This window comes from Pseudomonas sp. XP2 (assembly GCF_053557975.1).
Genome location: NZ_JBNRIK010000016.1, coordinates 121,151 through 146,530, shown reverse-complemented (window position 1 = coordinate 146,530; position 25,380 = coordinate 121,151). Strand labels below are relative to the sequence as shown.

Here is a 25,380-nt window from a genome sequence, read left to right as displayed (position 1 = left end):
CTTGACCATATAACACCCAAGCAATTTGCTGACGCAGATTGCGGTGGTGAAGATGATACGAACCGAAAGTTCGCAAAAAACCACAAACATCACATATCCGGATTCGCTGGGCTGTCCATCTGGACATTCTGGCTACAGAATTTCTTGACGACCATAGAGCATTGGAACCACCTGATCCCATCCCGAACTCAGCAGTGAAACGATGCATCGCCGATGGTAGTGTGGGGTTTCCCCATGTGAGAGTAGGTCATCGTCAAGATTCATTTCGCAAAACCCCTATCTGCGCATGCAGGTAGGGGTTTTGTCTTTGTGGGCAAAAAATTCAGCCCAGCTCGAATCCCTGTGGGAGCGGGCTTGCCCCGCGAACACGGGCGAAGCCCGTGGCATCCACCGCGCAGCCTGTTTCGCGGGCACGCCCGCTCCTACAGTGAAAGGGGCAACGCCAGCCAAGGGGGCTCAAAATGATGGCATTCGGCCCTTTCATGTTCGCGTGATATCGTTCCCCCTCAGCCACCAGCGCCTGCCAGAGACCCGCCGATGCCCAACATCACCCACCTCCACCCCGGCTTCATGATCGTCCACGGCAACCGCCTCGACGACCTGCGCAGCCTGGTGGTGAGCTGGATGCGTCGCTACCCCTTGGCGCCGCTGGAAAACGAAATTGCCCTGGTGCAAAGCAATGGCATCGCCCAATGGCTCAAACTCGCGCTGGCTGAAGACCCGCAGGCAGATGACCTGGGCGGCTGCGGCATCGCCGCCGCAATCGATGTGCAACTGCCCGGCAGCTTCATGTGGCAGTTGTACCGAAGCGTGCTGGGCCGTGACGAAATTCCCGAGGTTTCCCTGCTCGACAAGGCCCCGCTGACCTGGCGACTGATGCGCCTGCTGCCGGCCCTGATCGAGCGCCCGCATTTCGAGCCGCTGCGGCGCTTCCTCACCGACGACAGTGACCTACGCAAGCGTTACCAGCTCGCCGAGCGCCTGGCTGACCTGTTCGACCAGTACCAGGTCTACCGTGCCGATTGGCTCAAGGACTGGGCTGCGGGCGAGCACATCCTCAACACCGCCCGCGGCGAGCGCAAAGCGCTGCCCCCGGGCAACCGCTGGCAAGCCGAACTGTGGCGTGCGCTGCTGGAGGATGTTGGCCAAGAGGGGATGGCACAGAGCCGCGCCGGCGTGCATCAACGCTTCGTCGAGCGTATCAACAGCTTGCAGCAGGCACCCGCAGGGCTCCCGCCGCGGGTGATCGTGTTCGGTATCTCTTCGCTGCCTGCCCAGGCCCTGGAGGCATTGGCGGGCCTGGCGCGTTTCAGCCAGGTGCTGCTGTGCGTGCACAACCCCTGCCGCCACCACTGGGCCGATATCGTTGCCGACAAGGATCTGCTGCGCCATCAGTACAAGCGCCAGCAGCGCAAGCAGGGCATGCCCCTGCAACTGGACGACCAGTCGCTGCATCAACATGCCCACCCGTTGCTGGCAGCCTGGGGCAAACAAGGTCGCGACTATATCAACCTGCTCGACAGCTATGACGACCCTGGCAGCTACCAAGGTGTGTTCAGCGATGGCCGCATCGACCTTTTCAGTGACGGTTCGCCCACAACCCTGCTTAACCAACTGCAGGACGACATTCTTGAACTGCGCCCGCTCGCCGAAACCCGCGAGCTGTGGCCGCCAGTCGACACGGCGAAGGACCGCTCTGTTCGATTCCACATTGCCCACAGCCCGCAACGTGAAGTGGAGATCCTGCACGACCAACTGCTGGCCCGCTTCAGCGCCGACCCGACGTTGCGCCCGCGTGACGTGATCGTCATGCTGCCGGCTGTCGACACCTATGCGCCTCATATCCGCGCAGTGTTCGGCCAGTTGCACCGCAATGATCCACGCTACATTCCATTCACCCTCACTGACCAGGGCCAGCGCGGTCGCGAGCCTTTGCTGATCGCCCTCGAACACCTGCTCAAGTTGCCAGACAGCCGCTTTGCGGTCAGCGAAGTACTTGACCTGCTGGACGTCCCGGCAGTCCGCGCCCGCTTCGGTATCCGCGAAAACGAATTGCCCACGCTGCACCGCTGGATCGAGGGCGCAGGTATCCGTTGGGGCATCAACGCCGAGCAGCGGGCCAGCCTGGGCTTGCCCGCCGGGCTTGAACAGAACAGCTGGCGCTTCGGCCTGCGGCGCATGCTGCTGGGCTATGCCGTGGGGGTGGGCGAAGCCTGTGACGGCATCGAACCCTATGATGAAATCGGTGGCCTGGACGCGGCACTGATCGGCCCGCTGGTCGCACTGCTTGATGCGCTCGAAGTGGCCTGCCAGGCCTTGTCCGAGCCTGCGACCGTCAGCGAGTGGGGCGAGCGCCTGCATGCTTTGCTGCAGGTGTTTTTCCTCGCTGAGGGCGAGCGTGACGAGCTCCTGCTGATGCAGCTGCAGGAGCTGCGCGATGGCTGGCTTGAGGTGTGCGAGGCCGTCGGCCTGCAAGACCCGTTGCCGCTCACCGTAGTGCGTGAAGCCTGGCTGTCGGGCCTCGACCAGGGCAAGCTGTCGCAACGCTTCCTCGCCGGCTCGGTGAACTTCTGCACCCTCATGCCTATGCGCGCCATCCCGTTCCGGGTGGTCTGCCTGCTGGGCATGAACGATGGTGATTACCCGCGCGCCCAGCAACCACTGGACTTCGACCTGATGGCCAGCGACTACCGCCCCGGTGACCGCTCACGGCGCGAAGACGATCGTTACCTGTTGCTGGAAGCGCTGCTGTCGGCGCGTGACCAGCTGTACGTCAGCTGGGTCGGGCGCAGTATCCGCGACAACAGCGAGCGACCTGCCTCGGTCCTGGTAGGCCAGTTGCGTGATCACATCGCTGCAGGCTGGCATCTGGCCGGGGCGCAGGAGGGGTCGCCAGCGCAACCGGGCGAGCAACTGCTGCACGCACTGACCCAGGAGCATCCCCTGCAGCCTTTCAGCTCACGCTACTTCCAGAAGGGCAGCCCGTTGTTCAGCTTCGCCCACGAATGGCAGCTGCTGCACCAGCAGGGCGAGGAGGATGAGCAGATTGATACCGGCCTGCCGCCTTATCTTGACGATGAAGCCCTGAGCCTGACCCAGCTCAATGACTTTTTGCGCCACCCGGTGCGGCATTTCTTCAGCCAGCGCTTGAAGGTGTACTTCGAGGCGCTGGAAGCGCCCACTCCGGACGAAGAACCTTTTGTCCTTGATACCCTGCAGCGCTATGGCGCCAGTGAAAGCCTGCTTGGCGCCGCGCTGGCCGAACCGGATAACGCCGAACAGGCCTTGCGGGCCCAGGCCAGGCGCCTTCAGGCCTGTGGTTTGCTGCCGCTGGCCGGTTTCGGCGAGCTGCTGCAAAGCGAGTTGATCGAACCGCTCCCCGACCTGCTGCAACGTCACCAGCAGTTGCTGCAACGCTGGCCGCAGCCGGTCGAGGGCGCCTTGCCGGTGCATTTCAGGCACGGCCAGCACCGCCTCGAAGGCTGGCTGGGGCGGGTCTTCCAGGCGGATGACCAGAGCCTGCTCAGTATCACCACCGTACCCAATACGATCAGCGCAGGGCGCAACAACCTTAAGTGGCACCGCCTGATCGCCCCTTGGGTTACGCACCTGGCGGCCTGTGCGGCGGGCTATTCCTATTACAGTGCCTTGGTAGCCAGCGACCTGACCCTGTTGCTCGCACCGCTGGCGCAACAGCAGGCTGCGCAGCTGTTGGGCGACCTGCTGGTGGCCCGTCAGGCGGCGATGAATGCGCCGTTGCCCGTCGCGGCCAAGACCGCGTTCGCCTGGCTGGCCGAGGACGATGCCGATAAAGCCCTGGCTGCAGCTGCGCGCGCCTACGAAGGCGATGAACGCACCCGTTTCGGCGAGCGAAGTGAGAGCATTGCCTTGGCCCGCCAGTTCCGCGACTTTGCCGCACTCACCGCTGACGAAACCTTTGAAGGCTGGTGCGAAACCTTGTACCGCCCATTGTTCACCGCCCCTTGGCAGACCCTGGGCAACTCGGAGAAAGGCGCATGACCCAGGACCGTCCCCTGGCACTGAGTTTCCCCCTGCACGGCAGCCAGCTGATCGAGGCCAGCGCTGGCACGGGCAAGACCTTTACCATCTCGGCGCTGTACTTGCGCCTGATCCTCGGTCATGGGGGCGAGCAGGGCTTCGCACGCGAGCTGCTGCCACCGCAAATCCTCGTGGTCACCTTCACTGATGCAGCCACCAAAGAGCTGCGCGAACGCATCCGCGCGCGCCTGGCGGAGGCTGCACGGTTCTTCCGTGGCGAACTGGAAGGCGCCGATCCGCTGTTGCACCAACTGCGTGACGATTACCCGCAAGAGGCTTGGCCACGTTGTGCCGGCCGCCTGGAAATCGCCGTGCAGTGGATGGACGAGGCGGCGGTATCGACCATCCACGGCTGGTGCCAGCGCATGCTGCGTGAGCATGCCTTCGACAGCGGCAGCCTGTTCACCCAGACCCTGGAAACCGACCACAGCGAGTTGCTGGGCCAGGTGATGCGCGATTACTGGCGGCGCTTCTGCTATGGCATGCAAGGTGACGCACTGGCCTGGGTGCGTGACAACTGGGGTAGCCCCGATGCTTTGCTGCCGCGCATTCGCCCACTGTTCGGCCGCGTGCGTGCCCAGCAGGATGGGCCAGAGCCAGCCGCATTGATCCAGGCCTCGCTGCAGCAACGTGGCGAACAGTTGGCCAGGCTGAAAGCACCGTGGGCGCAGTGGGCCGAAGAACTGCGGCAGATCTGCCGCGATGCGCTGGCTGCCAAGCAGGTCGATGGCCGCAAGATGCAAGCCCGTTACTTCGAGCCTTGGTTCGACAAGCTCTGCGCCTGGGCCGGGGATGAGCAACGGGTAGAGCTCGACTTGGGCACGGGCTTCACCCGCCTGACCCCGGCGGGCATGGCCGAGGCCTGGAAGGGGGAACCGCCCGAGCACCCGGGCCTGAACGCCATGCAGAGCTTGCAGCAGCAATTGCAGGCCCTGGACAGTCCGGATGCCGCCCTGCTTGAGCACGCGGCCAATTGGGTATTGGCGCGTTTCGAAGTGGAGAAGCGCCGGCGTGCAGAAATGGGCTTCGACGACATGCTCGTGCGCTTGCAGCACGCCCTTGCCAGTGAGGCCGGCGAGCGCCTGGCCAGCCTGATCCGTGAACAGTTCCCGGTAGCCCTGATCGACGAGTTTCAGGATACCGACCCGGTGCAGTACGGCATTTTCGAGCGCATCTACCCTGTCAGCGAAAACCGCGCAGAAACCGGCCTGTTCATGATCGGCGACCCCAAGCAGGCGATCTACGCCTTTCGAGGGGCCGACATCTACACCTACCTTGCTGCCCGGCGCGCCACCAGCGGCCGCCTGCACAGCCTGGACACCAACTACCGGTCCAGCAAGGCCATGGTCGCGGCGGTCAACCAGGTGTTCCTGCAGGCCGAGGCGCGTGAGGCGGGGCGGGGGGCGTTTCTGTTCCGCGAGGCCGATGACAACCCGTTGCCGTTCGTCGAGGTCCGCGCCAAGGGCCGTGGCGAACAGCTGCTGATTGACGGGGTTGCCAGTGCAGCCCTGCACTGCTGGCAGCTGCAAAGCGAAGAACCAGTCTCCAGCAGTGTCTACCGCCAGCAGCTGGCAGCCAGTTGCGCCAGCCATATCGTCGCCTTGCTCAATGGCGGTCAGCAGGGCACGGCGGGCTTCCAGAATGCCGAGGGCGAATTGCGCCCGTGCCTGCCCTCCGACATTGCCATCCTGGTGCGTGACGGGCATGAAGCGCAGATGGTGCGCGCCGAATTGGCCGCACGCGATGTGCGCAGTGTGTACCTGTCAGACAAAGACTCGGTATTCACGGCTCAGGAGGCCCACGATGTGCTGGCCTGGCTCAAGGCCTGCGCCGAGCCAGACTCGGAGCGCCTGCTCAAGGCGGCCCTGGCCAGCCTCACCCTGGGCTTGTCGCTGGTAGCGCTGGACCGCTTGAACCAGGACGAACGGGTCTGGGAAGGCTGGGTCATGCGTTTTCGCCATTATCGCGATACCTGGCAACGCCAAGGCGTGTTGCCCATGCTGCGGCACCTGCTGCATGACTTCGAGCTGCCGCGCACGCTGGTCCGCCGCAGTGATGGCGAGCGTGTCCTGACCAACCTGCTGCACCTGGCCGAGCTGTTGCAGCAGGCGGCGGGTGAGCTGGACGGCGAACAGGCGCTGATCCGCCACCTCGCCGATCATCTGGCCAGTTCCGGGCAGGCCGGTGAAGAGCAGATCCTGCGCCTGGAAAGCGACGAGCAGCTGGTCAAGGTGGTGACCATCCACAAGTCCAAGGGCCTGGAGTATCCCTTGGTCTACCTGCCGTTCATCTGCACCAGCAAGCCGGTGGATGGCAGCCGCCTGCCACTGGCCTGGCATGACAGCGAAGGTAACGCCCACCTCACCCTCACCCCGAACCCGCTACAGATCGAGCGCGCCGATGACGAGCGCCTGGCCGAAGACCTGCGTCTGCTCTACGTAGCCCTGACCCGTGCCCAGCATGCTTGCTGGCTAGGTGTTGCCGACCTCAAGCGCGGTAACCAGAAGACTTCGCAGCTGCACCGCTCGGCTTTTGGCTACCTGCTGGGTGGCGGCCTTGCCCTGGCGGGCTCGGAGCAGCTTGCAGGCTGGTTGCAAGCGTTGGCGTCAACATGCCCGTACATCACCTGCTCGGGCCTGCCGCAGGCTGATGACCGGGTGTATCGCATGCCGCACGCCGAATGTGAGCGTGTGCCCGCACGCAAACCGCGCCGCGCGGCAGCCGAGCATTGGTGGATCGCCTCGTATAGCGCCCTGCGCATCGGCGATCAGACGCTTGTTGCCGACAGCTCGCAGGCACAGCAGTTGCTGGATGACGAAGTGGTCGATGCCCAGATACTGCGAGAGGTACCGGCCGACAGTGGCGATATCCACCGCTTTCCGCGAGGGCCGAACCCTGGCACTTTCCTGCATGGCTTGCTGGAATGGGCCGGCCGGGAGGGCTTCAGCCAGGTCAGCGAAAACCCTCAGCAGATCGAGCGTACCGTGGGCCAGCGCTGTAATCGCCGTGACTGGGCGGGCTGGATTCCCACCCTCAGCCACTGGATGCAACGCCTGCTGGGCGAGACGCTGCCATTGCCGGGCTGTGAAAAGGGCGTGACGCTCGGGCAGTTGCGTCATTACCAGATCGAAATGGAGTTCTGGTTCGCCAGCCACCGGGTCGACACCGAACAACTCGACCGCCTGGTGGCGCGCCACACCCACCCCGGCCTGGCGCGCCCGGCGGCGCAGCCGACCGTGCTCAACGGCATGTTCAAAGGTTTCATCGACCTGGCGTTCGAGCTGGACGGGCGTTACTACGTGACTGACTACAAGTCCAACTGGCTGGGCCCGGATATCCAGGCCTACGACGCCATGGCCATGGAAAAGGCCATTCTCGAGCACCGCTACGACCTGCAGTACGTCTTGTACCTGCTGGCCCTGCACCGCCAGTTGCGCGCTCGCTTGCCGGACTACGATTACGACCGCCATGTTGGCGGTGCATTGTTCATCTTCCTGCGGGGCGCCAGCAGCAGTGGCCACGGTGTGTATCACACCAAGCCACCGCGCGAGCTGATTGAACGCCTTGATGCGCTGTTCCGTGGCGAGCACCCGCCGGCACAGCAAGACCTGTTTGCCGGAGCCGTGATATGAGCCGCGCCAAGCGCCGAAACCTGGTCGACCTGTTGCCCACCCCGTTGCACGCCGAACACCTGCTGGCGCTGGCGCCACAGCATGACAGCGGTGACCTGCTGCAACTGCTCGACCGCTGGGTAGAGCGGGGCTGGCTGCGTGCCCTGGACCGCGCGTTCGTCTCGTTCCTCGAAGAGCGCGCCCCCGGTAGCGACCCCTTGCTATTGCTGGCGGCGGCGCTGGCCAGCCACCAACTGGGCCACGGGCATGTCTGCCTGGACCTGCAACAAACCCTGGCCGAGCCCGATTTTGCATTGTCACTGCCGCCGGAAGGCGACGCCTTGACAGGCCCCTTGCTGCTGCCCTCGCAGTTGCTGGCCAACCTCGATTTGAAGGACTGGCGCCAACGCATCGCCGCCAGCGCGCTGGTGGCTGCCGGCGATACCCCGGGGCAGCAGGCGCGGCCACTGGTGCTCAGCGGTGAGCGCTTGTACCTGCGCCGCTACTGGCGCTACGAGCGGCGCATCGACCAGATCCTGCGCCAGCGCCTGACCCAGGCCGAGGCGCCGCTGGCCGATCTGTCAGGTCGCCTGTCGCAACTGTTCGAAGGGGGAGCGCCAGCTGGCCAGGTGGACTGGCAGAAGCTTGCCTGTGCGCTGGCAACCCGTGCCGGTTTCAGCATCATCACCGGTGGCCCCGGCACAGGCAAAACCACTACCGTGGTGCGCCTGCTGGCCTTGCTGCAGGGGCCGGCAGTGGAGCAGGGCAGGCCGCTGCGCATCCGCTTGGCCGCGCCGACCGGCAAGGCTGCTGCGCGCCTGACGGAGTCGATTGGCCAGCAAGTCGAGCGCTTGCAGGTCAGCGCCGAAGTACGTGATCAGATCCCCACTGAAGTCAGCACTGTGCACCGTCTGCTCGGCAGCCGCCCCGGCTCGCGGCACTTTCGCCACCATGCAGGCAACCCGTTGCCGCTGGACGTGCTGGTGGTCGATGAAGCGTCGATGATCGACCTGGAAATGATGGCTAACCTGCTCGACGCCCTGCCACCCCGCGCGCGCCTGGTGCTGCTGGGCGACAAGGACCAGCTGGCTTCGGTCGAGGCCGGTGCGGTGCTGGGCGACCTGTGCCGGGATGCCGAGGGGGGCCACTATTCGTCGGCGACCTCTGCGTGGCTGGAACAGATCAGCGGTGAGTCGCTGGCCGCCAGCGGCCTGAAGGTCGGTGATGAGCAGCGCAACCCGCTGGCCCAGCAATTGGTGATGCTGCGCTTCTCACGGCGCTTCGGGGAAGGCAGCGGTATTGGTCAACTGGCGCGGCTGGTCAACTGCCAGGACTCCCATGCGGCGCGCAACCTGCTGGCCACGCCGCCGGCCGATGTGCACAGCCTTGCCCTCAAGCACGAGCAGGACCGGGCTTTCGACCGCCTGCTACTCGACGGCCTGAACCGCGGTGCCGAAGGCCCGCAAGGCTATCGCAGCTACCTGCGCACACTTGGCCGCTACCGGCCTGCACTCGAAACTGCATTTGACGACCCCGCGTGGGAGCAATGGGCGGGCAAGGTGCTACACAGCTTCGAGGACTTCCAGTTGCTGTGCGCGGTGCGTCGTGGCGCCTGGGGTGTCGAAGGCCTCAACGAACGGGTGGCGCGGGTGCTGCACGCTGCCGGGCTGATCGATAGCCAGCAGCCCTGGTACGAAGGCCGTCCGGTGCTGGTGACCCGCAACGACTACGGGCTGGGGCTGATGAACGGCGACATCGGTATCGCCCTGCGCCTGCCGGACGAGCGTGGTGAGCCGCTGCTGCGGGTGGCCTTCCCGCGTAACGACGGCAGTGGTGGTGTGCGTTTCGTGCTGCCGAGCCGGCTCAATGAAGTGGAAACGGTATTCGCCATGACCGTGCACAAGTCCCAGGGCTCGGAGTTCAGCCACACCGCCCTGGTGCTGCCGGATGCGCTCAACCCGGTGCTGACCAAGGAACTGGTGTACACCGGCATCACCCGGGCCAAGCACTGCTTCAGCCTGGTCGAGCCACGCCAGGGCATTTTCGAAGAAGCGGTGGCGCGCAAGGTACGGCGTATTTCCGGGTTGATGCTCGAACAGGTGTAAGACCGCGAGGCCCTAGCGCTGGCTTGCCGGCGAAAGGGCCATCAATCCCGATACATGAGGGGCTCCTTCCTACAACGATGCGGCCATGTGCTATCGTTGCGCCGATAGCGGTAAGGACTTTAAGAGATTTCCCACATGAACGTGGCCGCAAGGCGAGTGACAAGCTGTGCGCTTTCGCTACTGCTGGCCGGCCTGTTCTATTGCGCAGACCCTGCCCGGGCAGACCCCGGCACAACCGCCGCCCAGGCGCAGCAACGTGCAAAGGCCGTCACCCAGGTGGTCCTGGGCATCTTCAGTTACGCCCGCTGGCCCGTCGAACCCTCACCCTTGCGTTTGTGCCTGGTCGGCCCGACCGAGTACGCCGATGACCTGATCAAAGGCCATGTTCAGGAGTCCGGGCGCCCCCTGCAGGTGCGGCGCCTGCTGGCAGAAGACACCCAGGTCGCCCAGGCCTGCGATGCCATCTACATCGGCAAACTCGACCAAGGCCAGCGCGACCGGCTGTTCGAGCGCGTCAGCGGCCACCCGGTACTGAGCATCAGCGAAGCGAACGACCCGTGCACGGTTGGTAGCCTGTTCTGCCTGCGGGTCAGCGATCAGCAGGTGGCCTTTGACGTCAACCTCGACTCGGTGGCGCGTTCCGGCGTACGCATCCACCCCAGTGTGCTGCAATTGTCGCGGCGCCGGGCGGTGCAGCCATGAAGCCGACCCGCAAGCATGGCGTGCGCCCAACCCTGCGTTCGGTGCTTGGGCGTGGCCACCTCAGCGTTGCCTTGCTCGCCGTGGGCCTGGCCGGTATTTCACTTACCCTGCTGGGCGTGCTGGCCTTGCGTGTCTACGCCAATCACAACCTGCACCTGATCGCCCGTTCGATCAGCTACACCGTGGAAGCGGCGGTGGTATTCGATGACAGTGCCGCAGCCAATGAATCGCTGGTGCTGATCGCCAGCAAAGAGGAGGTGGCCGAGGCCAAGGTCTTCAACGACGAAGGCGAGCTGCTGGCGCACTGGCAACGGGGCGATACGGGCATGCTCGCCAAGCTTGAAGTGCAGGTTGCCACCGCCTTGCTGGATGAACCGATCAACCTGCCGATCCTGCACCAGCAGCAGCAGGTCGGGCACATCGAACTGGTTGGCCAGGGCCGTAGCCTGTTGCTGTTCCTGCTGAGTGGCTTGGCCGGCATCCTGTTCTGCACAATACTCAGTGCCTTGGCTGCGCAATACCTGTCGCGGCGCCTGCTCAGCGATATCGTCCGCCCGCTGCGTGGCTTGGCCAGCGTCGCCCACGCCGCCCGCCGCGAGCGCAGTTTTGACCGGCGCGTGCCGGAAGCGGGGATTGCAGAACTCAACGAACTGGGCAACGACTTCAATGCCTTGCTCGACGAACTCGAGGTATGGCACAGCCACCTGCAGAACGAAAACCAGACCCTGGCGCACCAGGCCAGTCACGACAGCCTGACCGGCCTGCCCAACCGCGCCTTCTTCGAGGGGCGGCTGAGCCGTAGCGTGCGTAACGCGGCGCGGCAGCAGGAACACTTGGCGCTGCTGTTCCTCGACAGCGACCACTTCAAGCAGATCAACGACACGCTCGGCCATGCCGTGGGCGACGAAGTGCTGATCAGCGTGGCCGACCGCGTGCGGGCCCAGCTGCGCGAACACGACCTGGTGGCACGCTTGGGCGGTGATGAGTTCGCGGTGCTGCTGACGCCTTTGCAGTCGCGCGAGGACGCCGAGCACATTGCCGAAAAGATCATTGCCAGCATGCAGCTGCCCGTGCAGTTGGACAGTGGCCGCAGTATCGCCACCTCACTGAGTGTCGGTATTGCCTATTACCCGGATGACGGCGCTGACCCCGCCAGTCTTCTCAATGCCGCCGATGCGGCGATGTACCAGGCCAAGCGCAAGCGCCGTGGCCATTGGCAAGTGGCGCAGACGGAACGGTCCGCCAGTGAAATCAAGAACAGGAGTTGAACACGTGATACACGCTTTACGCTTTTCCCTTTGGACCTTGTTACTCGCCGTGCTGGCGCTGACCGGTTGCCAGAGCGCACCCCCCAAGGGCCTTACCCCAGAACAGATTGCCGTACTCAAGCGCGAAGGGTTTACCCCGACCGATGAAGGCTGGGCTTACGACTTGTCTGGCAAGGTGCTGTTCGGCAGCGATCTGGACGGCCTCAACGGCCAGAGCCAGGCGATTGTCGAACGCATTGGCAAGGCGTTGCTTGGCGTTGGCATCCAGGGCGTACGGGTGGATGGCCATGCCGATTCGTCGGGCAAAGCGGCGTACAACCAGCAGCTGTCCGAGCGCCGCGCGCAGAGCGTGACCAGGGCGCTGGTCGGGGTTGGCATGCAGGCGCAGAACATTCAGAGCCGCGGCCTGGGCAGCACACAACCGGTGGCGGACAACCGTACCAGTGCGGGGCGCACCGAGAACCGTCGGGTGTCGATCGTGGTGGCGTCCTACTGACCGCTGTCCGCTGAGCTATCACACTTCTCTGTATGAGCAGCCTTGTGCTGCGAAGAGGCCAGACCAGGCACAGCAGCCGTATTGCCATGACTGGCCCCTTCGCAGCACAAGGCTGCTCCTACAAAGGCGCTACGCAGCACCATCACTCCTGGGCAAAGCGCATTTCGCGGGTTTTGCCCATCAACAACGGTGCATTCGCCTCGGTCACCCCACGGATGTAATCCCACAGCAGGGTAATGCGCTTCAACTTGCGCAAATCCTCCCGGCAGTACATCCAGAACTGCCGCGTCACCTCGATCTCCTCGGGCAGCACCGTCACCAGTCGCGGGTCTTGCGCCGCAAGGAAGCACGGCAGTATCGCCAGCCCACGCCCCTGCAACGCGGCGGTGTACTGTGCAATCACACTGGTACTGCGCAAGTGTGCGCTGGCGCCGGGAATCAGGTTGGCCAGGTACAAAAGCTCCGAACTGAACGCCAGGTCATCCACGTAACTGATGAACGGGTGTTTGGCCAAGTCCGCTACCTGGCGGATCGGTGCATGGCTGTCCAGGTAGTCCTGGGTCGCGTACAGCCGCAAGCGGTAGTCGCACAGCTTGCAGCACACATAAGGCCCATGCTCCGGTCGCTCCAGGGCAATTACGATGTCCGCCTCACGCTTGGACAGGCTGATGAAGTGCGGCAGCGGCAGGATATCCACAGAAATCGCCGGGTAGGCATCGACGAAGTGGCTTAGCTGCGGGGTAACGAAAAAGCTGCCGAAGCCTTCGGTGCAGCCCATGCGTACATGCCCCGACAATGCCACGCCTGACCCGGACACCTGCTCGCACGCCATGTGCAGCGTGCTTTCGATCGATTCGGCATAACCGAGCAAGCGCTGCCCCTCGGCGGTAAGGACAAAGCCGTTGGTCCGCGACTTTTCAAACAACAGCGTGCCCAACGCCCCCTCCAGCGAGCTGATGCGCCGCGACACCGTGGTGTAGTCCACGCTCAGGCGTTTGGCAGCGCTGCTGGCCTTGCGGGTGCGCGCCACTTCGAGGAAAAACTTCAGGTCGTCCCAGTTGAGCGCGCTCAGGGATGTGAGGTCTTTTTGCATGATGATCCGGTTTTTTTGTGCGTTCTTGTTGGATGTTTGCACATCTATACTCGAAACAAGCCTCAGGACGCCACCTCGCGTTTGCTTGGCGCTGGCGATCTCGTCCCGACAATAATTCCAAGGAGAACGCAGATGAACGCACCGCAATCCCCAAACCAGGCCAAGGTAGAGCAGGTGAAGCTGCTGATCGACGGCCAGTGGGTCGAGTCAAAGACCACCGAATGGCGCGACATCGTCAACCCGGCCACCCAAGAGGTGCTGGCGCGGGTGCCGTTCGCCACCGTCGAGGAAGTCGACGCTGCCGTGGCCGCTGCCCACCGCGCCTTCCAGACTTGGCGAAACACCCCGATCGGCGCGCGCATGCGCATCATGCTCAAGCTGCAGGCGCTGATCCGCGAACACACCAAACGCATTGCCCAGGTGCTCAGCGCCGAGCAGGGCAAAACCCTGGCCGACGCTGAAGGCGATATTTTCCGCGGCCTGGAAGTGGTCGAACACGCCGCGTCCATTGGCACCCTGCAAATGGGCGAATTTGCCGAGAACGTCGCCGGCGGTGTCGATACCTACACCCTGCGCCAGCCAATCGGGGTATGCGCCGGTATCACCCCGTTCAACTTCCCGGCCATGATCCCGCTGTGGATGTTCCCCATGGCCATCGTGTGTGGCAACACCTTCGTGCTCAAACCGTCCGAGCAAGATCCGCTGTCGACCATGCTGCTGGTCGAGCTGGCGCTGGAAGCCGGCGTACCGGCCGGCGTGCTCAACGTGGTGCATGGCGGTAAGCAAGTGGTGGATGCCATCTGCACTCACCCGGATATCAAGGCCATTTCGTTCGTCGGCTCTACTGAAGTCGGCACCCACGTGTACAACCTCGGCAGCCAGCACGGCAAGCGCGTGCAGTCGATGATGGGTGCCAAGAACCACGCAGTGGTGCTGCCCGATGCCAACCGCACGCAAACCATCAACGCCCTGGTCGGTGCCGCCTTCGGCGCGGCGGGCCAACGCTGCATGGCCACCTCGGTGGCGGTGCTGGTGGGCAAGGCCCGTGAGTGGCTGCCCGACATCAAGGAAGCGGCAAGCAAACTGAAGGTCAATGCCGGCTGCGAACCGGGCACCGACGTTGGCCCGGTGGTTTCCAAACGCGCCAAGGAGCGTGTGCTGGGCCTGATCGAAAGCGGCATCAAGGAAGGCGCCAAGCTGGAACTCGACGGCCGCGAGGTCACGGTGCCCGGTTACGAGCAGGGCAACTTCGTTGGCCCAACCCTGTTCTCGGGCGTGAAGACCGACATGCAGGTCTATACCCAGGAAATCTTCGGCCCGGTACTGGTTACCCTGGAGGTCGATACCCTCGACGAGGCCATCGCCCTGGTCAACGCCAACCCGTTCGGTAATGGCACCGGGCTGTTCACCCAGAGCGGCGCGGCAGCGCGCAAGTTCCAGAGCGAAATTGATATCGGCCAGGTCGGCATCAACATCCCGATCCCGGTACCGGTACCGTTCTTCAGCTTCACCGGCTCCCGCGGCTCCAAGCTCGGCGACCTCGGCCCGTACGGCAAGCAAGTGGTGCAGTTCTACACTCAGACCAAGACCGTCACCGCTCGCTGGTTCGATGACGACAGCGTCAATGACGGTGTGAACACCACCATCAGCCTGCGCTAAGGAGAAGTCATGCGTATTGCATTCATTGGTCTGGGCAATATGGGTGCGCCCATGGCCCGCAACCTGATCAAGGCCGGGCATCAACTGAACCTGTTCGACCTCAACAAGGCCGTGCTGGCCGAGCTGGCAGAGCTGGGTGGGCAGATCAGCCCATCACCCAAGGACGCGGCAGCCAACAGCGAGCTGGTGATCACCATGCTGCCGGCTGCTGCCCATGTACGCAGCGTGTACCTGAACGAAGATGGCGTGCTGGCCGGTATTCGTGCCGGTACGCCTACCGTGGACTGCAGCACCATCGACCCGCAAACCGCCCGTGATGTGTCCAAGGCGGCAGCGGCCAAAGGCGTAGACATGGGCGACGCGCCGGTGTCCGGTGGCACTGGCGGCGCGGCGGCCGGCACCCTTACCTTCATGGTAGGCGCCAGTGCCGAGCTGTTCGCCACGCTCAAGCCGGTACTGGAGCAGATGGGCCGCAACATCGTGCACTGCGGTGAAGTCGGCACCGGGCAGATCGCCAAAATCTGCAACAACCTGCTGCTGGGCATCTCGATGGTCGGTGTGTCCGAGGCCATGGCCCTGGGCAACGCGCTGGGCATCGATACCAAGGTGCTGGCCGGCATCATCAACAGTTCGACCGGGCGTTGCTGGAGTTCGGACACCTACAACCCGTGGCCAGGCATTATCGAAACGGCGCCGGCATCGCGTGGTTATACCGGTGGCTTTGGCGCCGAACTGATGCTCAAGGATTTGGGGCTGGCCACTGAAGCGGCACGCCAGGCTCACCAACCGGTGATCCTGGGTGCTGTGGCCCAGCAGCTGTACCAGGCCATGAGCCTGCGTGGCGAGGGTGGCAAGGACTTCTCGGCCATCGTCGAGGGTTATCGCAAGAAAGATTGACGCAAGAGGTGGGCTTCATCGCGGGCCAGGCGGCCTTCCCTCTGTAACTGCGCACCAGAGGGAAGGGCACCTGCCCCGCGATTTTTTTTGCCCGTATTTCAGGCTAGAGATGGTTGTAGGAGCAGCCTTGTGCTGCGAAGAGGCCAGCCAAGACAACACAACTGCTGTGTCTGAACTGGCCTCTTCGCAGCCCAAGGCTGCTCCTACACAGGGCTATGTGTAGCTTCAGGGATCAGGCGAAGACAAAATACTTGCGCACGGTCTCGACCACTTCCCAGGTGCCTTTCATACCTGGTTCGATCACGAACACGTCGCCGGCCTTCAGGTGCTTCGGCTCTTCGCCTTCCGGGGTGATGATGCAGTAGCCATCGAGGAAGTGGCAGAACTCCCACTTCTCGTAGTTGACCTCGAACTTGCCCGGGGTGCAGATCCAGGTGCCCATGATCTTGCTGCCGTCGGCCGACAGGTAGGCATTGAGGTTGACGGTGTGCGGATCGCCGCCGATGCGCTTCCACTTGGTGGCGTCCACGACCGGCGTCGGGCAGGTTTCGCGCAGGACGGTGATGAAATCGGACATGTGGCAACTCCTGGTGACTGGCTGAATGACGGGTCACCATAGGGCCATCGGCCGAGCCGCAGTTGCCTGGGCTCGACGTCCAGCTGTCTGGTCGCGCTATGCCAGACGTTTGATATTCGCTACGCCCACCAGTACCGCACAAAGTGGAAGAACACTGGCGCGGCAAAGCACACCGAGTCCATGCGATCGAGCATGCCGCCGTGGCCTTCGATCATGTGGCCCCAGTCCTTCACCCCGCGGTCGCGCTTGATCGCCGACATCACCAGCCCGCCGAAGAAGCCCATGGCGTTGACCGCCAACGCCATCAGCGCGGCCTGCCAGAAGGTGAACGGGGTGATCCAGCACAACAGGGCGCCGATCAGGGTGGCCAGTGCCACGCCGCCGGCCAACCCTTCTACGGTCTTGGACGGTGACAGGTTGGGGGCCACCTTGTGCTTGCCAAACAGCTTGCCGCACACGTACTGCAGCACGTCGCTGATCTGCACCACCAGGATCAACCAGGCGATCAGCAGCAGGTTCCGCCCCTCGTAGCCGGGGATGTCCAGGGTCATCAAGGCGGGCACCGACGATACGCAGTACACCGCGATCATCAGCCCCCACTGCACCTTCGACGCACGTTCGAGAAAGCGCGTGGTATCGCCGCCGAAGCTGGCCAAAATCGGCAGCAGCAGGAACAGGTACACCGGGATGAAGATGCTGAACAGGCCGTACCAGTCCATGGCGATCAGCACGTACTGCACCGGCAGTGCCACATAAAACGCTGCCACCAGCGCCGGGTAGTCGCTGCGCCGGGTCGGGGTGAGGGTCATGAACTCGCGCAGGGCGTAGAACGACACACCATAGAACAGCACGATCACGCCGTATTTACCGAACAGGAAGGCAATGCCGATTACCAGCACCATCACCCACCAGGCGTTGATGCGGGCGTTGAGGTTGTCGATTACCGCGTGTGGCGCCGGACCGGCGCGCCACTTGAGCAGGCGGCCGGTCACGCTGGCGAGCAGCAGCAGGGCGCCGATGCCGGCGAACAGGGAAAGGGTGTTGTCGTCCATCTCAGGCATCCTTCGGGGCCAGGTTCAGCAGGGCCTGGCTGGCCCGCTCGAGAAAGGCCTGCTTGCTTTCGTCAGCGTGCAGGTGCAGGGGTTCGCCAAAGCTCAGTGTGCACAGCAACGGCAGGGGCAGGGCACGGCCCTTGGGCATCACCCGGTTGAGGTTGGCGATCCATACCGGTACCAGCTCGACATCGGGATGGGCCGCGGCCAGGTGGTACAACCCGCTCCTGAACGGCATCAGTGGCTCGTCACCCAGGTTACGCGTGCCTTCCGGGAAGAAGATCAGCGAGTCGCCTTGGGCCACGGCTTCAAGGATCGGCTGTAGCGGGCTGCCTTGCCCTTCGCTGCGTTGGCGGTCGATCAATACGCCGTTGAACACCTTGCGAATGAGAAAATCGCGGATGCCCGGCTTGGCCCAGTAGTCCGCGCCGGCCACCGGGCGGGTGCGTTTGCGCAAGGGCTGCGGCAGTGAAGCCCACAGCAGTACGAAGTCACCGTGGCTACTGTGGTTGGCGAAGTACAGGCGCTGCACTGGCAGCGGCGTGCAACCCAGCCACAGGGCGCGGGCGCCCGTGATCAGGCGGGCGGCGGAGGTGATGAGGTAGGCGGTCAGGTTGGCGAGCATGGATCGGTGGTCATCCCTTCAAAGGCAGTGTCAGCAGGGTAGCCAAGGCCAGCGACAACTGCAGGCCCAGGCACACTGCCTGGCGGCGCAACAGGCCCAACGCGGCCTGGCTGCGTTCAGGCCAGGCGCGGGCGTCCGTGGCCTGCGGTTTCAGTTTCAGCTCGAACAGGGCGCGGTCCAGTGCCTGGGTGTCCGCTGCCAGGTGGTTGCTGCTGGCGAGGTGGGTGAACAGTTCGGCATCCATGGCCACGCGGATGGCCCAGTACTTGTGCACTACGCCAAGCACCAGCAGCACGCCGCACAGCAAGCTTGCCAGCGTTTGAAGGGGCGCACCCAGCAACGGCGCAAGGCCGTAGGCCAGGGCCAGCAGGGTGAACCCGTCGGACACGCGTTCCAGCTGTTTGCCGCGGCCCAGCAGGCAGGCCACCACCCGCAGGTTCATGGCTGTGCTCCAAGCTGTTGCAGGGCCCGGCGGTGTGCCGGGTGCAGGACGATGCCGGGGCGGGCTTTGCGGATCAGTGCTTCGGCCTGCTGGGCGTCGCTGCAGCGCCCGGAGAGCAGCAGCCAGGCGGCCACGGCGCTGGCGCTGCGTGAATAGCCCAGAGCGCAGCAGACCAGTACGGGGCCTTGGGCGCGCAGGCGTTCGATGGCGTCGGCGGCCTGCTGTAAAAGGGCAACGTCCGGCGCTATCAGGTCCAGGGTAGGGAAACACTGATACTCAAAGGCTGGCGCGGCCGTTGTAGGAGCGGCCTCGTGTCGTGAAAGGGGCGCGAAGCGGCCCCGGTTTTTCAGCTTTGCGGCAGACATCGCCGGGGCCGCTGCGCAGCCCTTTCGCGACACAACGCCGCTCCCACAAATGTGCGCAGCAGGGCGGCTGACAGCGCACGGCAGCTCGGCGCACAAATCGACAATTGCGGCGAACGGCGTGCTGCGCCCAGGGACCCTCCCCAGATACACGCCATCGCACACCTCATCGGCCTGCGGGTGGTGCCAGGTCCAGAGCCGCGAATTGACCCACGCTCCGACCAGGTACGGTGTCAGCAGCCATATGGCCGCGCTCGACAAGCGCCCATCGGCGCCTTTCTGAAACCCGCCTGCACCGAACACGGCATAATTCAGCGCAACCAGCGCCAGCGATAGACTCGGCCAAGCCAACCACAACCAGGCACCGCTCAATTCAACGGCAGGCACTGCGCACAACACTGCGCCCAGGGCATAACAAAACGCGACCCACCAGCGCTTGGCATCCCGTGCAAAGTGCACCTGCTGCCAGGGCAGCCGCCCTTGATACGGCCACAGCCAGACGCAGGCAAACCCCGCCAATGCCCCCGTGGGTACATCGATGAAATGGTGCTGCCAGGTGGTCAGTACCGACACCCCGATCAACGCCATCCAGCCATGCATCAGCCATCGCCAGGGCTGATGCCGCACATGCCGGGCAAACATCGTCCAGATGATCACCAGCAGCGCAATGTGCAGCGAAGGCGCCTGGTTGAACGGCTTGTCGAACCCCATTAGCACATCGAACAGCCAGCCGAACAGCCCGCCCAGCTCCGGCCGTTCGAAGGTGAACCGCAGCGGCCACAGCAGGAAGCAGGTGACACTGATCACTTGTGCGCTGAGCAGTGCCAGCGCATGCCGGTCCATTTCCTGGCGCGTACGCGGCAGCAGAAAGGACAGCCCGTAGAGCAAGTCGATCGACCAGTACGGGATGATCGTCCAAGGCCACAGCGGCATGCTGCGCTCCCAGCCGAACACCAGGCTACCGACATCACTGCGGCCGGCGGTATGGTTGTTCGCCAGCCCGTAACTGAGGAAGAACAACGGCCCCAGCAGCAGAAGCCAGCACACCCCTCGGCGTACCAGCCCAGGCTCGCGTGGTGGGTTCATTCAGCGCACCCGCTGTGCCAGGCTGACGCTGAAAATACCCCATTCATCGATGCGCTGGGCCAGCTTGCGGAAGCCGGCTGCTTCTACCAACTGGTCCATTTCGGCCTGGCTGCGGCGTCGCATCACCCAGGCCTCGCCGCCTCGGTGGCTGGTGAGCGCGCGGGCGATCATTTCCAGTTGTGGGTGCCACGGCTGGCCGGTGTAGACCAGATAACCGCCATCTTCCACGGCATCGGCCAGGCCGGCCAGCGAATTGCCCACCAGTTGGTTGCTGGGGAACAGTTCGTAGAGCCCCGATACAACGGCCAGGGTCGGTGGCTGTTCCAGCGTGGCGAGGCTCTGGCGGTCGAAGGCATCGCCCTGGACGAAACGGGCGATGTCAGCCAGGCCCTTTTCGGCGATCAGCGCGCTGCCTTGCTGCACGTTCAGCTCGCTGTAGTCGCGCAGCAGGATCGAATCAGGCAACTGCTCAAGGTCTTGCAGGGCTTCGAGGATGTAGCGGCCATGACCGGCGGCGATATCGACAATGTGCACTGGCCGTTGTTGTTCGCGCAGCCGGTTGATGGCCAAGCGCAGCAGCTCTTCGACGTGGAGCTTGCGCTGGCGAATACCGCGCCAGCCGATAGCGTCGAGGTAGTGCTGGTCGATCAGGCGGCCCAGCTTGCCCTTGCCGGTCGGTTGGTTGCGGTACACATAGTCGAGCGTGCTGCCCGAGTCGAAGCCGGTGTCAAAGCCCAGTTTCACACCCGCAGACAGTCCCTTGCCCAGGCTTAGCCCAGCGCGGGTAGCGCGCCAGTAAAGGTCACGCGGCGAGTGGCGTGGCAATGGTGCGGCCAGGCTTTCGGCTTCGGCGCAACTGGCGCCGGTCTTGTCGGCATCGAGCAGTGAGGGCAGCGCGGCGGGGCTGGCGAAGCAATGCTCCACAAATCGCTCGATGCGCTTCAGGGCATGGGCCCGGTCACGTTCGCCAAGGGTATCGTGGAAGAAACCCGGCAGGAGGTGCATTTCCTTGCGCGTGCTGCCCAGCCGTTCGAAAAAGCGTTCCTGCGGCTGGCGCTCGACCACGAAATCGGCCCCGGATACCAGCAACTGGGTCGGTACCTGAATGGCCTGGGCATCCGCCACCACCCGGTCAGCGGCTTCGTACAGGCCCAGCAGCATGGTCACCGAAATCGGCCGGCTGATCAGCGGGTCGGCCACGTATGACATGACCCGCTCGGGGTCGTGCGTGAGCAGGCGGGGCTTGACGTAGCTGTTGACGAAGAAGTTGCCGCGCAAGGCCTTGAGCAGCTTCAGGCCCGGGCGGGCGAACGGCACGTAGAGCTTGACCTTGAACGCTGGTGAGGCCAGTACCAGGCAGCGCACCTTGGGTGCATAGTCGTGGGCCCAGGTGGCAATCAGTACAGCGCCGACGCTTTGCGCCAGCACCACCATGTCGTGCTCGGCGATGCCGTGATGTGCCTGGATATGTTCGATGAAGGTTTGCACGTCGCGCACGCTGGTGGCAAACCCCGGGCTGTCGCCACGTGCGCCTGGCGACTGGCCATGGCCGCGGGCATCCCAAGCGAAGAAGTCATAGCCCGGCATGTCCAGTTCATCGGCCAGGTGGGCCATGCGCCCGCCGTGTTCATGGCCGCGGTGGAACATCACCACGGCCCGGCGTGGCTGGTGCTCGTTGCGGGTGGCAGGCCAATGACGGTAGTGCAACTCGACACCGTCATGGGTGGAGAAGTGCAGCGCTTGCGCTTGGCGCATGATCAACGTCCTTTTTGCGGCGGCTTTGGGCTCAGCGGGTTTCGGCCAGCCCCTGGCGAACCCGGTTGTAGAGGGTATAGAGCGAGAGCGCGAGGATGACCAGCAGCAAGCCATTGACCCAGCTGCCGTTCAGCAGGCCAAACGCGACCCCGGTGCCCAGCACGCCGAAGGCAAAGGCCCGGTCGCTTTTGCCCATGGGGCCGTCATAACGCCGCGATGCACCGGCCAGCGGGCCCATGACACCGGCGTATTCACTGAAGGTGGCACACAGCACCAGCAGCACCACCAGCGTTGGTGAAACCCCGACCAGCAGGGCGAAGGGCAGGTACAGGGCGGCGTCGGCGATTACGTCGCAGAGTTCATTGAGGTAGGCGCCGAGGGTGGATTGCTGGCCGAACTCCCTGGCCAGCATACCGTCGACCGCATTCAGCGCCATGCGCAGCAGCATCCAGACCGGTATCAGGATGAACAGCCAGGTAATGTGGGGCAGGCTGGCCAGCAGCAGGCCCAGCAGGATCGACACCACTGCGGCGGCGACGGTGACCTGGTTGGCGGTGACACCGCGGTCGTAAAGGCGCTGGACTGCCGGGCGCAGCAGGGCCTGGAAGCGTGGTTTGAGCTGGTAGATCGATGCCACTGTGAAATCCTTTTTCGTGGTGCGATGGGAGGATTGTGTGCGACCGGCCAAAAAAATGCACTTCCTGTGCAGGAACTACCGCTTCAACGGGTGAGGGTGGTTACCAATGCTGCGGCATAGCCCGGTAACGCCGCAAAATCCCGCGCGCACACCAGCAACTTGCGGTTGGCCCACGCCTCTTCCAGCGCCACCCAGTGCATTGGCAACACGCCCTGCCAGCGCTTCACGGCTGCCAGCGGCACCACCCCGACGCCGGCCCCGCCAGCAACCATGCGGATCACCCCATCGAAACCCTCGGCCCGCACCCGTACTTGCATGCGGCGCCCCTCGCGCAGTGCCTGCTCCTCCAGATACTGCGCCAACGCGCTACTGGCGCCCAGCCCGACATGGCCATGGACCAGGCTGTCGATGAAGCGGGGCGCGGCCTCACTGGCCAACGGGTGGCCCAAGGGTGTCACCAGCACCAGCGGGTCATCGCGAAACGGGCGGGTCTGCAGGTGTTGATTGGGCGCGGCGGTCGATACGATGCCAAGGTCCGCCATGCCCTGGGTAATCGCCTGCACGATGCGCAGGCTCGGCAACGCCTGCACATCCACGCTGACCCCGGGGTTTTCAGCCAGATAGCTGGCCAGCAGCTCCGGCAGGTACTCTGTAAGTGCTGCTGTGTTGCACAGCAAGCGCACCTGGCCCTGCTGCCCTTGCGCGTACTGGCCCAGATCAAACTGCAGGCGCTCGACCTGCTGGCCTATCAGACGTGCATGCTGCAGCAGTGCCTGGCCAGCCGGGGTCGGCTGCACGCCACGGCGGTTGCGCGCCAGCAACGGGATACCCAGCGATGCCTCCATGGCGCGGATGCGCGCGCTGGCGGCCGGCAGCGACAGGTGGCTGCGGCTGGCGCCGGCGGTGATGTTGCCGCATTCCAGGGTGTGCTGGAACAGTTTGAGGTCGATCAGGTCGAAATGCATGTGGCTCTGTCATTGCAAGAGTCTGGCTGAGTATATGGCAGATTTTCCCGCAGCCCGGAACCGGCCATCATCCGCCCATGACTACTTCGCTCGCTTTCTACCAGAACATTGGCCCGGCATTGTCGCTGCTGGTGGTACTGACCTTCCTGCTGGCGGGTGCGGTGAAGGGGGTAATCGGCCTGGGCCTGCCGACCATCGCCATGGGCCTGCTGGGCCTGGCTATGCCACCGGCGCAGGCTGCAGCATTGCTGATCGTGCCTTCGACCCTCACCAACATTTGGCAACTGGCCAGCGGCGGGCACCTGCGTGCGTTGCTGGCGCGGCTGGGGCCGATGCTGGCGCTGATCTTCATTGGCACCCTGCTGGGCAGTGCCTGGTTGGGGATCGACAGTGGCCCATGGGCCGCGCACGCACTGGGTGCGGCCTTGTTGGCATATGCGTTGTACGGCCTGCTCGGCCCAAGCTTGCACCTGGCGCCGGCGCACGAGCGTTGGCTAGGGCCGGTCTGCGGGCTGGTGACGGGGGTGATCACGGCGGCAACCGGGGTGTTCGTGATACCTGCTGTGCCCTATCTGCAGAGCCTGGGCCTGAGCCGTGAACAGATGATCCAGGCCCTGGGCCTGTCGTTCACGGTTTCAACCGTGGCGCTGGCGGTTGGCCTGGCCGGGCAGGATGCCCTGGGGGGCCAGGCGTTGGGGGCTTCGCTGCTGATGCTGGCGCCCGCCTTGCTCGGCATGCTGGCCGGGCAGTGGTTGCGTCAGCGCATCAGCGCGCTGCTGTTCAAGCGTTGCTTTTTCATCGGCCTGGCCGCACTCGGCGGCCACTTGCTGATCAACGGCTAGCGGACGAGGCACTGAGCATGTCGACCCGCTGGATATCGAACTCGCGCTCCAGGTAGTCCATGCGCTTTTCAAAAAACGCCTTCATGTGCGGCAAAGCCGAGTGCACGTCCAGTGCAGCCTGGTCGGCCCACACTTCAAAGAACACGAACAGGCTTGGGTCCTGCTGGTCGCGCAGCATGTGGTACTCGATGCAGCCCGGTTCCTGGCGGCTGGGCTCGACGTAGGGGCGGAACAGGGTTTCGAACGCATCAGCCATTTCCGGGCGGGTCTTGGCTTTGAGGATGAAGGCGAACTGCTCACTCATGGGGCACTACTCGATGATGGGTGGTGAAACGATTCTAAGGCAATAATACTTTACCCATTCGTGACTTCTGCTCAATTGTGTTTTGCCTTGTCATTGCTGTATCCCAGCCCCGCGAGCCTCTAACCTGCCGGCATCAAATTTTCACTCGGCCCGGGAGGCCAGCATGAAAAAGATCCTTCTGCTTAATGGTGGTAAACAGTTCGCCCATTCCGAAGGCCGCCTCAACGCGACCTTGCACGAAGCGGCCATCGCTCACCTGGACCGTGCCGGTTACGATGTGCAGCAGACCTTCATCGACGGCGGCTACGACGTGCAGGCCGAGGTCGAGAAGTTTCTCTGGGCCGATGTGATCGTGTACCAGATGCCGGGCTGGTGGATGGGCGCACCCTGGACCGTGAAAAAGTACATCGACGAAGTCTTTACCGCGGGCCATGGCAGCCTTTACGCCAACGATGGCCGTACCCGTTCGGACCACTCGCAGAAATACGGCAGCGGTGGGCTGGTGCACGGCAAGCAGTACATGCTGTCGCTGACCTGGAATGCGCCGCAGCAGGCGTTCGATGACCCGAGCGACTTCTTCGAAGGCAAAGGTGTGGATGCCGTGTACTTCCCGTTCCACAAGGCCAACCAGTTCCTTGGCATGACTGGCCTGCCGACTTACCTGGCGGTGGATGTGATGAAGCGCCCGGATGTGCCGGCGGCGTTGGCTGCTTATGAAGCACATCTGGACAAGGTGTTCGGCAGGGCACAGCAGTAGGTTGCCTTTACCGGCCTCTTCGCGGGGCAAGCCCGCTCCCACAAGTTCTCCACAGTTCCTGATGGTTGTGCAAAACCTGTGGGAGC

Annotated in this window: 20 protein-coding genes and 1 rRNA gene; 11 read left to right on the top strand and 10 right to left on the bottom strand. The window is 64.0% G+C overall.

Annotation, left to right across the window (positions count from 1 at the left end):
* Positions 1-143: 143 nt before the first annotated feature.
* The 7 genes from rrf (at position 144) to ACK1VC_RS18185 (ending at position 12,241) form a co-directional block, all read left to right on the top strand.
* Positions 144-259, top strand: a 5S ribosomal RNA gene (rrf, locus tag ACK1VC_RS18215).
* 278 nt (positions 260-537) lie between these two features.
* On the top strand, positions 538-4,020 hold the full coding sequence (gene recC / locus ACK1VC_RS18210; RefSeq protein WP_191086982.1) for an exodeoxyribonuclease V subunit gamma: 3,483 nt from the start codon (positions 538-540) through the stop codon (positions 4,018-4,020).
* Complete coding sequence (gene recB, locus ACK1VC_RS18205; RefSeq protein WP_191086981.1) at positions 4,017-7,691, top strand: exodeoxyribonuclease V subunit beta; 3,675 nt, start codon at positions 4,017-4,019, stop codon at positions 7,689-7,691. Before recC ends, recB begins: the two co-directional genes overlap by 4 nt.
* Complete coding sequence (gene recD, locus ACK1VC_RS18200) at positions 7,688-9,775, top strand: exodeoxyribonuclease V subunit alpha (protein WP_191086980.1); 2,088 nt, start codon at positions 7,688-7,690, stop codon at positions 9,773-9,775. Before recB ends, recD begins: the two co-directional genes overlap by 4 nt.
* A 135-nt stretch (positions 9,776-9,910) precedes the next feature.
* Positions 9,911-10,477, top strand: coding sequence for a YfiR family protein (locus ACK1VC_RS18195; protein ID WP_016489130.1), 567 nt, complete (start codon positions 9,911-9,913; stop codon positions 10,475-10,477).
* Entirely contained in the window at positions 10,474-11,745 is a 1,272-nt protein-coding gene (locus tag ACK1VC_RS18190) for a diguanylate cyclase domain-containing protein (protein WP_023046901.1), read from the top strand. The genes ACK1VC_RS18195 and ACK1VC_RS18190 overlap by 4 nt, the downstream gene beginning before the upstream one ends.
* Before the next feature lie 4 nt (positions 11,746-11,749).
* Positions 11,750-12,241 carry an OmpA family protein gene (locus tag ACK1VC_RS18185; protein ID WP_016489128.1) on the top strand — a complete coding sequence of 164 codons (492 nt, stop codon included), beginning with the start codon at positions 11,750-11,752 and terminating at the stop codon, positions 12,239-12,241.
* A gap of 142 nt (positions 12,242-12,383) precedes the next feature.
* On the opposite strand, the gene ACK1VC_RS18180 is transcribed toward ACK1VC_RS18185, so the two are convergent.
* On the bottom strand, positions 12,384-13,334 hold the full coding sequence (locus tag ACK1VC_RS18180) for a LysR family transcriptional regulator (RefSeq protein WP_191086979.1): 951 nt from the start codon (positions 13,332-13,334) through the stop codon (positions 12,384-12,386).
* Between the two features lie 132 nt (positions 13,335-13,466).
* Between ACK1VC_RS18180 and ACK1VC_RS18175 the strand changes: the two genes are divergently transcribed.
* Positions 13,467-14,993 carry a CoA-acylating methylmalonate-semialdehyde dehydrogenase gene (locus ACK1VC_RS18175; protein ID WP_016489126.1) on the top strand — a complete coding sequence of 509 codons (1,527 nt, stop codon included), beginning with the start codon at positions 13,467-13,469 and terminating at the stop codon, positions 14,991-14,993.
* 9 nt (positions 14,994-15,002) lie between these two features.
* On the top strand, positions 15,003-15,890 hold the full coding sequence (gene mmsB / locus ACK1VC_RS18170) for a 3-hydroxyisobutyrate dehydrogenase (RefSeq protein ID WP_016489125.1): 888 nt from the start codon (positions 15,003-15,005) through the stop codon (positions 15,888-15,890).
* A 232-nt stretch (positions 15,891-16,122) separates the two neighbouring features.
* Here the strand turns inward: mmsB and ACK1VC_RS18165 are convergent, their stop codons facing one another.
* The 8 genes from ACK1VC_RS18165 to ACK1VC_RS18130 form a co-directional block, all read right to left on the bottom strand.
* Positions 16,123-16,467, bottom strand: a complete 345-nt coding sequence (locus ACK1VC_RS18165) for a cupin domain-containing protein (protein WP_003258412.1) — start codon at positions 16,465-16,467, stop codon at positions 16,123-16,125.
* Positions 16,468-16,586: 119 nt separating this feature from the next.
* Positions 16,587-17,519 carry a phosphatidate cytidylyltransferase gene (locus ACK1VC_RS18160; RefSeq protein WP_016489124.1) on the bottom strand — a complete coding sequence of 311 codons (933 nt, stop codon included), beginning with the start codon at positions 17,517-17,519 and terminating at the stop codon, positions 16,587-16,589.
* Position 17,520: 1 nt separating this feature from the next.
* A complete protein-coding gene (locus ACK1VC_RS18155; RefSeq protein WP_016489123.1) occupies positions 17,521-18,144 on the bottom strand; it encodes a lysophospholipid acyltransferase family protein in 624 nt (207 codons plus the stop codon).
* A 10-nt stretch (positions 18,145-18,154) separates the two neighbouring features.
* The gene (locus tag ACK1VC_RS18150) at positions 18,155-18,586 is read right to left on the bottom strand and encodes a hypothetical protein (protein WP_023046903.1); all 432 of its coding nucleotides are present in this window, start codon (positions 18,584-18,586) and stop codon (positions 18,155-18,157) included.
* Complete coding sequence (locus ACK1VC_RS18145; RefSeq protein ID WP_191086978.1) at positions 18,583-20,034, bottom strand: phosphatase PAP2/dual specificity phosphatase family protein; 1,452 nt, start codon at positions 20,032-20,034, stop codon at positions 18,583-18,585. The genes ACK1VC_RS18150 and ACK1VC_RS18145 overlap by 4 nt, the downstream gene beginning before the upstream one ends.
* Entirely contained in the window at positions 20,035-21,789 is a 1,755-nt protein-coding gene (locus ACK1VC_RS18140; RefSeq protein ID WP_016489120.1) for a bifunctional alpha/beta hydrolase/class I SAM-dependent methyltransferase, read from the bottom strand.
* Positions 21,790-21,820: 31 nt separating this feature from the next.
* On the bottom strand, positions 21,821-22,426 hold the full coding sequence (locus ACK1VC_RS18135; protein WP_191086976.1) for a CDP-alcohol phosphatidyltransferase family protein: 606 nt from the start codon (positions 22,424-22,426) through the stop codon (positions 21,821-21,823).
* Between the two features lie 83 nt (positions 22,427-22,509).
* Positions 22,510-23,391 (bottom strand): LysR substrate-binding domain-containing protein, encoded by an 882-nt coding sequence (locus tag ACK1VC_RS18130; RefSeq protein ID WP_096426755.1) that lies wholly within the window; start codon positions 23,389-23,391, stop codon positions 22,510-22,512.
* A 77-nt stretch (positions 23,392-23,468) separates the two neighbouring features.
* Between ACK1VC_RS18130 and ACK1VC_RS18125 the strand changes: the two genes are divergently transcribed.
* Positions 23,469-24,233, top strand: a complete 765-nt coding sequence (locus ACK1VC_RS18125; RefSeq protein ID WP_016489117.1) for a sulfite exporter TauE/SafE family protein — start codon at positions 23,469-23,471, stop codon at positions 24,231-24,233.
* Here the strand turns inward: ACK1VC_RS18125 and ACK1VC_RS18120 are convergent.
* Positions 24,223-24,537 (bottom strand): putative quinol monooxygenase, encoded by a 315-nt coding sequence (locus tag ACK1VC_RS18120; RefSeq protein WP_016489116.1) that lies wholly within the window; start codon positions 24,535-24,537, stop codon positions 24,223-24,225. The genes ACK1VC_RS18125 and ACK1VC_RS18120 overlap by 11 nt on opposite strands.
* A 163-nt stretch (positions 24,538-24,700) precedes the next feature.
* On the opposite strand from ACK1VC_RS18120, the gene ACK1VC_RS18115 reads away from it, so the two are divergent.
* Positions 24,701-25,294, top strand: coding sequence for an NAD(P)H-dependent oxidoreductase (locus tag ACK1VC_RS18115; RefSeq protein WP_016489115.1), 594 nt, complete (start codon positions 24,701-24,703; stop codon positions 25,292-25,294).
* Positions 25,295-25,380: the final 86 nt, after the last annotated feature.

What these genes read in the sequence shown, in the direction of transcription:
- ACK1VC_RS18160 (WP_016489124.1), bottom strand. Translation starts at nt 17,519, where the DNA reads ATGGACGACAACACCCTTTCCCTGTTCGCCGGCATCGGCGCCCTGCTG.
- ACK1VC_RS18125 (WP_016489117.1), top strand. Translation starts at nt 23,469, where the DNA reads ATGACTACTTCGCTCGCTTTCTACCAGAACATTGGCCCGGCATTGTCG.
- ACK1VC_RS18120 (WP_016489116.1), bottom strand. Translation starts at nt 24,537, where the DNA reads ATGAGTGAGCAGTTCGCCTTCATCCTCAAAGCCAAGACCCGCCCGGAA.
- ACK1VC_RS18190 (WP_023046901.1), top strand. Translation starts at nt 10,474, where the DNA reads ATGAAGCCGACCCGCAAGCATGGCGTGCGCCCAACCCTGCGTTCGGTG.
- ACK1VC_RS18115 (WP_016489115.1), top strand. Translation starts at nt 24,701, where the DNA reads ATGAAAAAGATCCTTCTGCTTAATGGTGGTAAACAGTTCGCCCATTCC.
- recB (WP_191086981.1), top strand. Translation starts at nt 4,017, where the DNA reads ATGACCCAGGACCGTCCCCTGGCACTGAGTTTCCCCCTGCACGGCAGC.
- ACK1VC_RS18155 (WP_016489123.1), bottom strand. Translation starts at nt 18,144, where the DNA reads ATGCTCGCCAACCTGACCGCCTACCTCATCACCTCCGCCGCCCGCCTG.
- ACK1VC_RS18195 (WP_016489130.1), top strand. Translation starts at nt 9,911, where the DNA reads ATGAACGTGGCCGCAAGGCGAGTGACAAGCTGTGCGCTTTCGCTACTG.
- ACK1VC_RS18150 (WP_023046903.1), bottom strand. Translation starts at nt 18,586, where the DNA reads ATGAACCTGCGGGTGGTGGCCTGCCTGCTGGGCCGCGGCAAACAGCTG.
- ACK1VC_RS18175 (WP_016489126.1), top strand. Translation starts at nt 13,467, where the DNA reads ATGAACGCACCGCAATCCCCAAACCAGGCCAAGGTAGAGCAGGTGAAG.
- mmsB (WP_016489125.1), top strand. Translation starts at nt 15,003, where the DNA reads ATGCGTATTGCATTCATTGGTCTGGGCAATATGGGTGCGCCCATGGCC.
- ACK1VC_RS18180 (WP_191086979.1), bottom strand. Translation starts at nt 13,334, where the DNA reads ATGCAAAAAGACCTCACATCCCTGAGCGCGCTCAACTGGGACGACCTG.
- recD (WP_191086980.1), top strand. Translation starts at nt 7,688, where the DNA reads ATGAGCCGCGCCAAGCGCCGAAACCTGGTCGACCTGTTGCCCACCCCG.
- recC (WP_191086982.1), top strand. Translation starts at nt 538, where the DNA reads ATGCCCAACATCACCCACCTCCACCCCGGCTTCATGATCGTCCACGGC.
- ACK1VC_RS18145 (WP_191086978.1), bottom strand. Translation starts at nt 20,034, where the DNA reads ATGAACCCACCACGCGAGCCTGGGCTGGTACGCCGAGGGGTGTGCTGG.
- ACK1VC_RS18130 (WP_096426755.1), bottom strand. Translation starts at nt 23,391, where the DNA reads ATGCATTTCGACCTGATCGACCTCAAACTGTTCCAGCACACCCTGGAA.
- ACK1VC_RS18140 (WP_016489120.1), bottom strand. Translation starts at nt 21,789, where the DNA reads ATGCGCCAAGCGCAAGCGCTGCACTTCTCCACCCATGACGGTGTCGAG.
- ACK1VC_RS18165 (WP_003258412.1), bottom strand. Translation starts at nt 16,467, where the DNA reads ATGTCCGATTTCATCACCGTCCTGCGCGAAACCTGCCCGACGCCGGTC.